The organism is Psychrobacter sp. NG27, assembly GCF_016106655.1.
Lineage (GTDB): Bacteria > Pseudomonadota > Gammaproteobacteria > Pseudomonadales > Moraxellaceae > Psychrobacter.
Genome location: NZ_JADGIN010000005.1, coordinates 151553 through 165316 on the forward strand (window position 1 = coordinate 151553; position 13764 = coordinate 165316).

The 13764-nt window shown below is 44.2% G+C and carries 10 protein-coding genes; 2 read left to right on the forward strand and 8 right to left on the reverse strand.

The window, feature by feature from the left end; all coding sequences use genetic code 11:
• Window positions 1-104: 104 nt before the first annotated feature.
• The 8 genes from IP485_RS09775 to carA form a co-directional block, all read right to left on the reverse strand.
• Window positions 105-1427, reverse strand: coding sequence for a glycosyltransferase (locus tag IP485_RS09775; protein ID WP_198327064.1), 1323 nt, complete (start codon window positions 1425-1427; stop codon window positions 105-107).
• A gap of 153 nt (window positions 1428-1580) precedes the next feature.
• On the reverse strand, window positions 1581-2453 hold the full coding sequence (locus tag IP485_RS09780; RefSeq protein ID WP_198327065.1) for a TIGR03915 family putative DNA repair protein: 873 nt from the start codon (window positions 2451-2453) through the stop codon (window positions 1581-1583).
• A gap of 86 nt (window positions 2454-2539) precedes the next feature.
• A complete protein-coding gene (locus IP485_RS09785; protein ID WP_198327066.1) occupies window positions 2540-3808 on the reverse strand; it encodes a putative DNA modification/repair radical SAM protein in 1269 nt (422 codons plus the stop codon).
• A 274-nt stretch (window positions 3809-4082) separates the two neighbouring features.
• Window positions 4083-4562, reverse strand: a complete 480-nt coding sequence (locus IP485_RS09790) for a hypothetical protein (RefSeq protein WP_198327067.1) — start codon at window positions 4560-4562, stop codon at window positions 4083-4085.
• 293 nt (window positions 4563-4855) lie between these two features.
• Complete coding sequence (locus IP485_RS09795; RefSeq protein ID WP_198327068.1) at window positions 4856-5755, reverse strand: hypothetical protein; 900 nt, start codon at window positions 5753-5755, stop codon at window positions 4856-4858.
• A gap of 580 nt (window positions 5756-6335) precedes the next feature.
• Window positions 6336-6812, reverse strand: a complete 477-nt coding sequence (greA, locus tag IP485_RS09800; RefSeq protein ID WP_194364035.1) for a transcription elongation factor GreA — start codon at window positions 6810-6812, stop codon at window positions 6336-6338.
• Between the two features lie 363 nt (window positions 6813-7175).
• Window positions 7176-10445, reverse strand: coding sequence for a carbamoyl-phosphate synthase large subunit (gene carB, locus IP485_RS09805; RefSeq protein ID WP_198327069.1), 3270 nt, complete (start codon window positions 10443-10445; stop codon window positions 7176-7178).
• A gap of 153 nt (window positions 10446-10598) precedes the next feature.
• A complete protein-coding gene (gene carA / locus IP485_RS09810) occupies window positions 10599-11840 on the reverse strand; it encodes a glutamine-hydrolyzing carbamoyl-phosphate synthase small subunit (protein WP_198327070.1) in 1242 nt (413 codons plus the stop codon).
• A 503-nt stretch (window positions 11841-12343) separates the two neighbouring features.
• On the opposite strand from carA, the gene IP485_RS09815 reads away from it, so the two are divergent.
• Window positions 12344-12880, forward strand: a complete 537-nt coding sequence (locus IP485_RS09815) for a gamma carbonic anhydrase family protein (protein WP_198327071.1) — start codon at window positions 12344-12346, stop codon at window positions 12878-12880.
• Between the two features lie 178 nt (window positions 12881-13058).
• Window positions 13059-13760, forward strand: coding sequence for an HAD family hydrolase (locus tag IP485_RS09820; protein WP_194618814.1), 702 nt, complete (start codon window positions 13059-13061; stop codon window positions 13758-13760).
• Window positions 13761-13764: the final 4 nt, after the last annotated feature.

Sequence of the window (13764 nt, forward strand, 5' to 3'; positions counted from 1 at the left end):
GTGTGGGTATATTAAAGTTCTAAATCGTTAACAAGAAAGGCGACTTCAATGAGAAGTGGCCTTTTTTTTGATTATAAAGTTAGGTATCGAATAAAATGCTTAGCTTATGGCTGTTGATTATTTTCAGTTGTATCTATTGTATCCGCTGTCTTAGTTTTTTCTTTAGTGAGCTTTATTTTTGGATTCTTAGCAACAGGCTCGATATTTTTCACAGCGACGTTTAGGGCAGGCTTCGCCGCTTTTTTGAGGCTTTTTTGGATTCTGCGCACGGCCAATGCATCGGCCTGTGCTTGCTCTTGTGCCAATGCCATATCATGCAAGTTTTGATAGACCTCAAGTGTTTTGTCAATCATTTCACGCATCGTGAATTTATTGGTCATCTCAGGCCGAGTCACACTCTCTAGCTGGTTTTTGACCGCTTTACAAAGCGAGCTGGCATTATGCTTTTTGACCAGTCCTTGTGGATAGAGTGGTTGCAGAATTTCACTAAAGGCTGCCTGATCCCAACCAATCACTGGCGTACCTAGATGGATGGCTTGCAGCGCATTAATACCGATGGATTCAGGTTCATTGGCGAGCGCCATCACAATATTGGCCGCTGATAGCCACTCACGCATGTCATTACGTTTGCTGCCCACATAAGTAATACGCTCAGCGAGTCCCAAACTATTGCTACGCTGACGAAAGTCTTCGTGAGCGACATCGCCATCTTTATAATCATCATCCATAATAATGACATGAATATTTGGGAACTGTTCTTGCAGATTGCCTAAGATGTCAATGAGCCACTCTTGGCCATACTCATTGCCAATGACGGTTGGGAATATCAGCCATTTTTTATGCTCAAGCTCAGGGTATTCAGCAAAGGTATGACGGAGCCAATAGACAGAGGGGTTATGCCGATACGGGTAGCGCCGAGTATCGATACCGCGATAGATACGCGTAATGACTTTGGGGTCAGCATCTTCAAGGCGTAGGCCTTTTTTTAGATATTGAGTGACGCTGTCTGACACGGTGATAATCGTATCGACATTGAGTAGCGCTTGGGAGTATTTATTAATGGGATAAAAACCATACATGGTCGAGACGATTTTTGGCAGACGCTTGACGCGGGCACGGCGCAGTGCCAAATGCAATATCCATGCAGGGGTGCGCGAGTGTACATGAATGACATCAGGCTCATATTTTTCAATCAGATGCCGTAGTGATGAGACTTGTAGCAATGACAGCCAAGATTTTTTGTTCATGTATAACTGATGGTAGTGATTGCCGTCACGTTTTAGGCGTCTGACCAAATCATTATTTTCATCGGCGCTAGACACAATAATGGAGGTGTGGCCGTTTTTGACCAACGCGCGCCCAAGATGAAAAATGCCGCGCTCGGATTCATCATGCTTCAAAGACGACAGTAGGCGCATAATTTTCATAATAGCGAGGGTCACCAGTTAATATTATCAAGCTGCTATTGTCAGTGAAAAGCGATTAAAACTCAACCATCAAGATAAAAAGAGGAGACAAGGACTGGAGTTTTTTGAAGACACAGCAATAAGCACATTCAATGGCAAAATCGATAGAGTGTGTTAGCGACGTTTTTGTAGGTGTTCGGCATTGGGCAGTACTTGTTTTTCACTTAAGTATTTCCAATATCGCTGCGGTAGATACTGTTTATGCAGCTTAGGGTTTTTGCGCTCTTTGATATTGACGTTGGTAAAATACCCTTGCCAAAACTTCTGATAACGCTGCTCATCAGGACTGTGAATACTGGCAGGATTACGGAGTACCGCGTCATCAAGATCAGTGATGGTTTGCAGCGCAGCAGGACGCGTAGGTGTGCTGGTACTCTTATCATAATAAATGCCGTAACCACGGGTCAGATCGTAGATGGCCCAATGCTGGTCTTGATAACGCTGACGAAAATGCTCCCCGATGAGTGGTAATACATTAAAGTCTGGCTCAACGCGCGCAAAATAAATATCATCAGTAGTATGCTCAAAACGTACAAACGCTTCCATACGGTGCTTCTCACGCCCGACAGATTTGACCGTTTGTACCAGCTCAAGCACGTCTAAATTACCCAAATCCTGCATGATTTGACGATTGGGATAGTCGATGGCGTATTTGACCACACGAAACAATGTCGTGCCGATATCGTCCTTCTCTGATAAAAATCCCCACAAAATATTGCGCATACCTGAACGACCCAGCAGCGTGTTTAGCTTTACCAAGACACGCTCGGCTTGTTCTTCATCAGTTGCCACGCTAGTCGCCTGAGCAATCAGTGACGGCACATAGCAATCCTGCGCCGTTAGCTTTAGCGCCACATCGTCTTGTAGTTTGTTGGCATAAACATAAAATACCGCACTCAGCCAGCCTTCAAAGCTAGGCTCATACAAGATGATACTAGGCGTTAACTGACCGACAGTGTAAGCGTTGTTTTGGATAAGTGCTGACATGTTTTATCCTAGATTTCTATCCTGTATTTCTATATTAGACACAGGTGCGAGGTGGCAAAGTTTTTAGTATGTGTTTAAGCGTCATTTTAAAACAAAGCCAGCTGCCCGCTACGCTGATCTTTAAACTTGGTCTGCGTTTGCGCCAGTACATACTGACGGAAATTATCGCGAGTCAAATGGGCAAGATGCTCGTTTTTACCCGTCATTGCGATAAAGTATTTGGCACGATTAACCGCCGCGCCCATCTTCTTTAGATGATATAGCGTCAACTGATTGAACTTGCGCGCTTTGACAATCTTTTTGGCCGTTTTAGTACCAATACCGGGTATGCGGACAATCATCTCGTATGTTGCGGTTTGAATATTGACAGGAAAGTGCTCGCGATGCCGTATCGCCCAAGCAAGCTTTGGGTCACAGTCTAAGTCCAAAAAAGGCGACTCCGGCTCCACAATCTCATGTGCACCAAAACCATAAAAACGCATTAACCAATCTGCTTGATACAGACGATTCTCTCGCATTATCGGCACCGGTGTGCCAATCGCGGGCAAGCGACTGTCAGAGAGCATAGGCACATAGCCTGAGTAGTAGACGCGCTTGAGATCATAGGTTTTGTAGAAGTGGCTCGATAGCTGAATCACTTGCAAGTCGGTCTCATTGCTGGCGCCCACAATCATTTGACTGGTTTGACCTGCTGGCGTAAATTTAGGCGCTTTTTTGTGAGTTTTACGGCTCTCACGGATGGTGATGATTTCTTCTTTTACCGTTTCCATCGGCGCTTTTAATTGGTCATGTGATTTCTCTGGCGCAAGCAAAGCGAGTCCTGATTTGGTCGGAATCTCGATATTGACGCTCAAACGGTCAGCATATAATCCTGCTTCTAGTAGCAGTTCTTTTGAGGCGCCGGGTATGGTTTTTAGATGAATATATCCATTGAAGCGCTCACGGGTGCGTAAGAGTTTGGCGACTTCGACCAGTCGCTCCATCGTATAGTCGCCACTTTTAAAAATACCAGAGCTGAGGAATAACCCTTCAATGTAGTTACGGCGATAAAACTGCATGGTCAAATCAACCACTTCTTCGACGCTAAAAGCAGCGCGTGGGGTATCATTGCTTTTACGCGAAGTGCAATAAGCACAGTCATAAATACAATGATTGGTCAGAAGAATTTTTAATAAACTGACGCAGCGGCCATCTTCGGTATAGCTGTGACATATACCGGTCGCTGAGGCATCGCCTAGACCGCCACCTTGGTTTTTGCGAGTACCAGCGGAGGATGAGCAAGAGACATCATACTTGGCAGCATCGGCCAAGATATTGAGTTTGCCCTGTAATCTTTCATAATTGATGTTTGCCATAAGTCGCGTATTACCAATGAATGAACAGGATGTTATTTTATCAAAATACACAGTAAGCTATTGTATTTATTGATTAAATATAAATAATAAACGACAACGGTTGTCGCCCGATCTATATGATTTTAGGATGGATGTAATGAGGGTTTTTAGAAGTGAGTTAGGACAATCTATTAAGAAGATAGGGTGTTTTAAGAAAAGCCAACGCTGTCAGTATTAGATAGCGAGTCACTGTTTAATATATGACTGTCTAAACCTATAACGATATAAATATTTGCTAGGCTAATAATCTCATGACTAAACCGCCAATTATAAATGCACCGCCAAGCAGTATTAGTGGAATAGATAGTATCGTTAGCACCTGTGATTGGCTTTCTCTAATTTCAATAGAGTAATGGCTCAAATCGATATCTGCCAAAGGTATGGCACCTCCTATAATCGCTTGCAATCTAGAAGTGCTCGAACCCGATATTAGCCTCAATTCGTAATTACCCATTTCAGCTCTAAAGGTAAATAGCTCCATTCTACCAGTAGCAAAATTATTTGAGCGCGGAGATAGGAGTGAGCTGTGAAGTTTGCTTTCTTTATTGGTAGACGTATTTAGAATGTGAGGGCGAAACTGTGCAAGTGGCGTTCTTTTAAACAGAGGGCCTTTGTGCCAAACGGCATAAACCCCTGATTTTGAGACCGTAAAACGCCCTATATTATCCTGATACGGCAGCGTTAATAATACATCGCCATTGAAGGTGTTTCTCAACAGTTTAATCGCTTTAAAAAAGACAAATAGGCCTATCGGAATCAGGCAGAATAGCAGTACCCTAATAGACAATATGCTCATGGTTTGTTTTACGCAGATATTGAGTTTGCGATAATTTTATAATAAAAAGGACGTATAGAGTATGACTATCTAAAAAGTGAGTTTTTTGAGGAAAAAATGCGGGCAGGCGTGGATCAGAAAAAGGTCTTGCCAACTATTAGAACAGAGGACAAGACCTTTTATAAAATCTGACGGATTTTGAGCTTAAAAATCAGCTTTATGCTTATTTATCCTTACTGAACTTTGGCGCGTATGACCACCGTTTGAGCACTATTGGCATTAATATTTGCCAAGTCCCACTTAAGTCCAGAGTAGCTTTCTTGCACCATCACGGTATTGCCAACTTGACCGATGGTCTGATAGTTGTCGCCACCCATGGTCGCAAACGTCGGTAATGAGCTGTTTAACGACACCATTTGTACACCACTTGGTAGTGATACGATGGCATTGACACTGCTGACAGGTTGCGCTGTGATGTTGGTATAGGTGGTGTGATATTCAATGATGTCACCAGGGGCGATATGATTGGCAGGTACGGCCACTTCACGTCCATCGGCATTTTTTAGAATTTTCATGACTTTGGTATTTGCATTGACGACACCAGGTGTACTAAAAGTAGGGGTCAACTGTAAGGTATCTAAAGTCGTCGTCGTGATTTGGTTGGTTACAGGTTGGCTTGTGATGACAGTCGTTGGTGCGTTCATTACAGGTAACTGAGTCGCAGTGGCAACAGGCAATATTTGCGTCACGGTGCTAATAGGGGTAGTAATCACGTCTACTTTGGTGACACTGTTGGTCGCTCGATTGGTCACCGGCACGCTAGTGACAGTGGTACTACCTTGAGTGACGACAGCACTATTAGCACCCTGACGAACGACATATCTTGGCACAGTGGTCGTTTGAGTCACCGCATATGGCATGCCATCTTGCATCGTGATACCGCTTGACGTCGCAGTAATAGTGGCTGTTTTGCCATCAGAGTATTGCTCGACCACAGTGGTGCTACCACCAGCCGATGCGCTAACGGCAATCTCGGGCGCTGCGTGAGCTGAAGAGGCCGCAAGTATCATGCCCGTTAATATGGCAGATAATGTAGTATGCAGTGCTGTCGGCTTATAAAACATCATGGTCATAAAATATTCCTCAAAAATAGCAGTAAGTGAAACGACAAAAATACAACGCTTAGATATAAAAAATCCCCGCTAGATGACACCAAAAAGCATGCCACATAACGAGGGTATATCAGTACTGACAATAGCTAGTGTCTATGATCAGATAATCATTATTTTGAGTAAAAGTGCGACAGAATTAACTGACCTCAAATCGCCTAATCTTAAAGATTTTTGGCAGCAAGTTATTTCTTACCAAAGCCCCGTTGCACTAAAAACTAAAACGATTATGCGCCAAAACAAATCATGTATAAAAGCAGCATTATGTAACCAGAACGGTATAAATGCTACCAATACGTAATACCGATTTTATCCAACAGATTAAGGGCTTAGGTGATCAGTTGTATATAATCACTGTTAACATCATTGCCGTTTTCAAAACATTAGCTGATTAAGACAGCTGTCATTTATAGGAGCAATTGTTCAAAGTTGCCGCTATTTAGAGAGTCTGTTATCTAGAATGCTATGATGTAAAAGGCTGCTTATCAAACTGTCTATTATTAAGAGTATCAAGTTTATAGAAGATCAAAAACAGCACATTCTACTAATCGTAGATCACTTTCATGACTTCATACTCAACCACACCTTTTGGCGTTTCGATACGTACTTCATCGCCTTCAAACTTACCAATCAGACCACGAGCGATCGGTGAGTTGACTGAGATTTTGCCAGCTTTAAAGTCAGCTTCATCATCGCCAACGATTTTGTACTGTTTTTCTTCTTCGGTGTCCATGTTTTCGATCACGACACTGACGCCAAACACGATACGGCCTTCTTTGGTCAATGTCGCAGGGTCTATGACCTGTGCGCCACCAAGCTTGGCTTCGATATCACGGATACGTGCTTCACAAAACCCTTGTTGCTCACGGGCAGCATGGTATTCAGCGTTTTCTTTTAGATCGCCGTGTTCACGTGCTTCAGCAATCGATGCGGTGATGCGTGGACGGTCAATACTTTTTAACTGTTTTAATTCGGCTTCTAAAGCCGCGTGTCCTTGCGGAGTCATTGGATAACGTTGCATGTTTTTTCCTTAAACCAATAACACCACACCACCTCATAAGGAGATGGTGTCAGTGTTATTGCAATGGGTATGAATATAAAAAGAATGATAATTAAGATGGCGAAATGAACAAATAGGTTGCCATGAATCAGCAGGCCTCACCTTAATACAAAAATAAACGCATATAATCTTACGTAATAAAAAGCATAGTCGCAGTTTAGCCACTATGCTTTTTGGGTCTGTCAGGTTTGAGTCTATTACAGTAAAGGTGTCGCAGATTTCGCATCACTGAATCACAAATAAACAGTGATGCTTGAATCGGCGTTTAGGCAAGCCTAATGGTTATGCCTAATCTACTGAAATTATTCAATCAAGTCAATAGAACTACGCAATAGTCTTTGCTTGTTCATGTAAGTCCTGTAGTTTATAGACTTCAAATGGCAATTCAATCGCATAAGATTTACAGATGGCATCAGCCGCACCTAACGTGGTGACGTAGAAAACTTTGCCTTGTAGCGCGCTACGGCGGATAGAGAATGAATCCTCTTGCGCCTGTTTGCCTTCAGTCGTATTGATAATCAAATCAATGTTACCGTTCTTTAAAGCATCGACAATATGCGGGCGACCTTCGGTGACTTTGTTGATTTGCTTGCACTCAATACCAGCGTCGCTCAGTACTTTTTGCGTACCCGTGGTTGAGACGATGTTAAAACCAAAGTCGGCAAGCTGACGAGCGATAGGGGCAATTTGCGCTTTGTCACTGTCACGAACTGAGATAAAGACCGTTTTGGTCTCGCCTTCAGTTGGCAAGCCTGGCAAGCGTTCGTTACTACCGATAATGGCTTTGTAGAATGCTTCACCAAAGGTTTTGCCCACGCCCATGACTTCGCCGGTTGACTTCATCTCAGGACTCAAGATAGGGTCAACACCAGGGAACTTAGCAAATGGGAATACCGCTTCTTTGACCGCGTAGAATGCAGGAACGATCTCAGTGGTAAAGCCTTGGTCTTTGAGCGAGGTGCCAGCCATACAGCGAGCAGCAATCTGTGCCAATGAGGTGCCAATACATTTAGAGACAAATGGCACGGTGCGGGCAGCACGTGGGTTGACTTCAAGAATATAGACGGTTTCGCCTTTTACAGCGAACTGTACGTTCATCAGACCGATAACGCCTAGCTCTTTAGCCATAGCAATAGTCTGTGCGCGCATCACATCGCATAACTCTTTAGATAGCGAGTAAGGCGGCAATGAACAGGCTGAGTCACCAGAGTGAACACCCGCTTGTTCGATATGCTGCATGATACCGCCAATCACCACATCGGTGCCATCGCTCACGCAGTCGACATCGACTTCGATGGCGTCATCTAAGAAGCGATCTAGTAGGACAGGCGCTTCGTTAGAGGCTTGTACCGCAGTACGTAGGTAATGTCTTAGCTCGTCTTCGTTATAGACGATTTCCATCGCGCGGCCACCGAGTACATACGATGGGCGTACGACCAATGGATAACCAACGTCTTTTGCTTTGACCAAACCATCTTCTAAGCTCGTCGCTAGTGCATTGGTTGGTTGAACCAAGTTCAATTGCTGAATCATGTGCTGGAAGCGTTCACGGTCTTCAGCACGGTCAATCGCATCAGGGCTAGTACCAATGATTTTGACCCCAGCGGCTTCGAGGGCGCGAGCCAGTTTCAGTGGAGTCTGACCACCAAACTGTACGATCACGCCATCAGGGTTTTCGATACGGACGATTTCTAGCACGTCTTCTAGTGTGATTGGCTCAAAGTAGAGACGGTCAGAGGTGTCATAATCGGTTGAAACCGTTTCAGGGTTACAGTTGACCATGATGGTCTCGTAGCCGTCTTCACGCATTGCAAGGGCAGCGTGTACACAGCAATAATCAAACTCAATGCCTTGACCGATACGGTTAGGACCGCCACCGATGACCATAATTTTCTTATTATTGGTCGGGTTGGCTTCACATTCGCTGTCGTACGTTGAGTACATATAAGCGGTGCTGGTGGCGAATTCTGCTGCACAAGTATCCACACGCTTATAGACTGGATAGACGTTTAGATCCCAACGCTTTTTGCGTAGCTGTTTCTGAGAGACACCAAGCAATTTGGCCAAACGTAAGTCTGACAAACCTTTACGTTTAAAGCTACGTAGGTTTTTCTCGTTCAGTCCACCAAAACCAAGTGATTTCACAGTGGATTCTGTTTTAACAATGTCTTCGATTTGTACCAAGAACCACGGGTCAATCTTGGTGAAATTGAACACTTCATCGACACTCATACCGATGCGGAAGGCATCTGCAATATAATAAATGCGTTCAGGGGTTGGAATGGTTAAACGATTAACAATCTCGCTGCGTGCTTTGTCAGTACTAAGATTACCGTCTTTGATAGCGGCAAAGTCAATTTGCTCATCAAAACCATCATTGCCAGTTTCCATACCGCGTAATGCTTTTTGCATGGACTCTTGGAAGTTACGACCAATCGCCATGACTTCACCAACTGACTTCATCTGTGTTGATAGCACATTGTCTGCTTGAGCGAATTTCTCAAAGTTAAAACGAGGTATCTTGGTCACGACATAATCAAGCGCAGGCTCAAAGCTGGCTGGCGTTTTGCCACCAGTGATGTCATTTTGCAACTCATCTAGCGTATAACCAATCGCCAGTTTTGCCGCGATTTTGGCAATTGGGAAACCAGTGGCTTTTGAGGCTAGGGCAGATGAGCGTGATACGCGTGGATTCATCTCGATGACGACCATGCGACCGGTATCAGGGTTGATACCGAACTGGACGTTTGAGCCGCCCGTTTCCACACCAATCTCACGTAGTACTGCTAATGACGCATTACGCATGATTTGATATTCTTTATCCGTCAAGGTTTGTGCTGGCGCAACGGTGATTGAGTCGCCTGTATGCACACCCATTGGGTCAAAGTTTTCGATGGCACAGATGATGATACAGTTGTCGTTTTTGTCACGAACCACTTCCATCTCATACTCTTTCCAACCGATTAATGACTCATCAATAAGCAATTGATGGTTTGGAGACAAGTCAAAACCGCGCTCGCAGATTTCAATGAACTCATCACGGTTATAGGCGATACCGCCGCCTGAACCACCCATCGTGAATGACGGACGAATGATACACGGATAGCCCATTTTTTCTTGAGTAGCAAAGGCTTCTTCCATCGTTTCAGCCGTTTCAGCGCGTGGGCACTCAAGGCCGATACGCTTCATGGCTTTATCAAACAAGTTGCGATCTTCTGCCATCTCGATCGAGTCTTTGGTCGCGCCAATCAGCTCGCAGTTATACTTAGTCAGTACGCCATGCTTGTCCAAATCTAATGCACAGTTTAGCGCGGTCTGTCCGCCCATGGTTGGCAGGATAGCATCAGGACGCTCTTTGGCAATGATTTGCTCAACCGTCTGCCAAGTAATCGGCTCGATATAAGTCGCATCAGCCATGACAGGGTCAGTCATGATGGTCGCAGGGTTTGAGTTGACCAAGATGACACGGTAGCCTTCTTCTTTTAGTGCTTTACACGCCTGTGCGCCTGAATAGTCAAACTCACATGCTTGGCCGATGACGATAGGGCCGGCGCCAATGATAAGAATGCTTTTTATGTCGGTACGTTTTGGCATAATTAGAGCTACCTTCGTTTGGGTGATATTTTGAGTAATCTTTATTTTTGATAACGCTCGTGGCGTTTTATGCTTACCGTGCTTTATTTAATGCCGCTTGAACCGCTATGGGCGATTCAAGCGTTTACTTATTATTTAATTATAATCAACCGTTTACGCTTGGGCAGTTTTAGACTGTGCCATCATATCTGCAAACTTATCAAACAATGGCGCGCAGTCATGTGGACCAGGGCTGGCTTCTGGATGACCTTGGAAGCTAAAGACTGGCTTATTGGTCAGCTCGATACCTTGGTTGGTACCATCAAATAATGAGCGATGAGTAGATTTAACGTTGTTAGGCAGGGTATCTTCATCAACCGCAAAACCATGGTTTTGACTGGTAATCATAACCGTACCAGTCGCTAGATCTTGTACTGGATGGTTGGCACCATGATGGCCAGTTTTCATTTTGATGGTATTTGCACCGCTAGCCAGACCAATCAGCTGATGGCCTAAGCAGATGCCAAACGTTGGCACATCAGTTTGTTCAATGATGTGGCGTACCGCATCGATAGCGTAATCACAGGCTGCAGGGTCACCAGGGCCATTTGATAAAAAGATGCCATCTGGGTTTAACGCTAGCACATCAGCGATAGGGGTTTGTGCTGGCACGACAGTTACATGACAACCGCGGTCAACGAGCATGCGTAGGATGTTGGTTTTGCTACCGAAGTCATAAGCGACGACGTTGTATTTAGAATCGATGTGAGTGCCGAGTTGCTTAAAGAAGCCGCCAGTACCGCTATCATGACTACCAGGAATATCACGGTTGAGTAGGGTGTCTGACAAATCCCATGTACCCGCTGTCCATTCGAAGCTCTCTTTAGTACAGCACTCTTTTGCCAAGTCCATGCCTTTTAAGCCTGCAAACCCTTGTGCCAGCTCAATCGCTTTTTGCTCATCAGCAGCGCTGATCGTCTCGCCGTCTGAGGCAGTCATGATACAGCCGTTCTGTGCACCTTTATCACGTAATAGGCGAGTCAGTTGACGCGTATCAATTTCAGCGATAGCCACTGTTTCGTTACGTTGTAGATAGTCGCTAAGTGATTCAGAGTTACGGAAGTTAGAGGTTGCCATGGTGGCATCACGGATGATAAGACCGTCTGCCCATACTTTGTGGCCATTGCCAGATTCTGTGTCCTCGCTATTGGTGCCTGTATTACCGATATGAGGGTAAGTCAAAGTCACCAGCTGGCGGGCATAACTTGGATCGGTTAGAATTTCTTGATACCCTGTCATGGCTGTGTTAAATACCACTTCACCAATACGATGACCTAGGCTGCCGATACTGACACCGCGAAAGATTGTACCGTCTGCTAGTGCCAAAATTGCTTGTATTTCTGCCGATGAATTCAAGGATTGCCTCCGCTGTTATTGGTGAGTGCCATCGTGTTTTGTTGGTCTAAAATTGCTCCGTATCCTTTTATTTACGGCATTTGACTGTTGTCATATAAAGGTAGTAAAAGGGCGATACACAAAAATTTTCCACAAAAAAGCGAGAAGACATTATTGATGAAAACTACAAAACCCACTAGATAGTGAATAGGTAACTTGCATCATGTCCGCTCGCTTAGGCACAGATTTTGCGTATTATATACAAAATAGACGGTTATAGCTAGCCGATTTACTGGATTAATAGTCATTTCATGGCTAATAATAAGGACTTTATAAAGATACTTACTTTATAAGAATAGCCTAAGCAAATATAAACCATCTTTTCTTTTATCGAATTCGACATCGAGCGTATATTAATAGCGCTGGATTTTCGCAGTTGGCTTTGCCACAATGGACAGCGCAGCGCTAAACCCACTTTTTATGATCGTTTGTTATAACGATAATGAAGATAACAAGGAGTCGTTATGATTTATCAGTATTTAGACAAAACCCCTGAGTTTGCTGTGCCATTCAACGGTTGGGTAGCAGATTCAGCGCAAGTGATGGGCGATGTATATTTAGGTCATCAAGCCAATGTGTGGTTTGGGGCCGTGATACGCGGTGACAATGATCGTATCCATATTGGTGACTATAGTAATGTCCAAGAAAACAGCGTGATTCATACCGATGCAGGTGTCAAGGTGACCATTGGTAACTACGTCACTATCGGCCATCTGGCTATGCTACACGGTTGTGAGATTGGTGATAACAGCCTGATTGGTATCGGTGCTGTGGTACTCAATAATGCCAAGATCGGTAAAAATTGCCTGATAGGGGCGAAAGCCTTAATTACTGAAGGTCAGGTTATTCCTGATAACTCGCTAGTGATGGGCGCACCTGCAAAAGTGGTCAAGACGCTGACAGATGAGCAAGCAGCGATGCTAAAAATGTCAGCGCTACATTATGCTGAGCGTTGCCAAAAATTCAAAACAGGCTTAACAGCAATAGCGATGCCTGACTAAGGGTAAGCAAACGAGTTGATTTTAAACGGACAAGCTACAAGTTTGAATAGATAGACGATAGGGATCATACTTGTTTCATTGATACACTATTCAATTAATACCGTCAGCCTTAATACATAACCTACCCAACTTTATTAAACGATTCATATTTTTTCGCAACCAACGATAAGGTCTCATCATGCAGGCAAATCAAGCACAAACACAACAAAAGCAACTGGCATTATTTGATTTAGATCATACCTTACTTGATGTCGATAGTGATTATCTCTGGGGCGAGTATATCGTAAAGCATGACCTTGTCGATGAGGCGCAGTACCGCACTGCCAATCAGAAGTTTTATAATGACTATATCGAAGGTACGCTAGACGCGACAGAGTACAATGAGTTTGTCGCACAGTTTTTGAGCAGTTTGCCGCTTGATAGACTTGATGAGCTAAGAGAAGACTATATCAAAAGCGAAATCGAGCCACATATTCGCCCAAAAGCGATGGAAGTATTGTGTCAGCACATTGAGCAAGGACACGAAGTCGTGATTATTTCTGCGACCAATGATTTTGTGGTCTCTGCCATTGCCAAACGTTTTGGTATAGAAGCCGCCAATGTGTTATCAACACCGCTCGAGATAAAAGACAATCGCTATACAGGTAAGTTAGCGGACAAGCCCAATTTTAAAGAAGGTAAGATATATCATCTAGACAAATGGGTGAATAAGCAGCAGTTAGCTGGTGTTACCTTTGAAAAAACGTATGCGTATTCAGATTCTAAGAACGACATCCCATTGCTCGAATGGGCAGATGTGGCCGTTTGCGTGTCACCTGATGACGCGCTTCATGCGCATGCCTTAGCACATCGCTGGGCAGTAGAAGATTGGTCAATCTAGATTA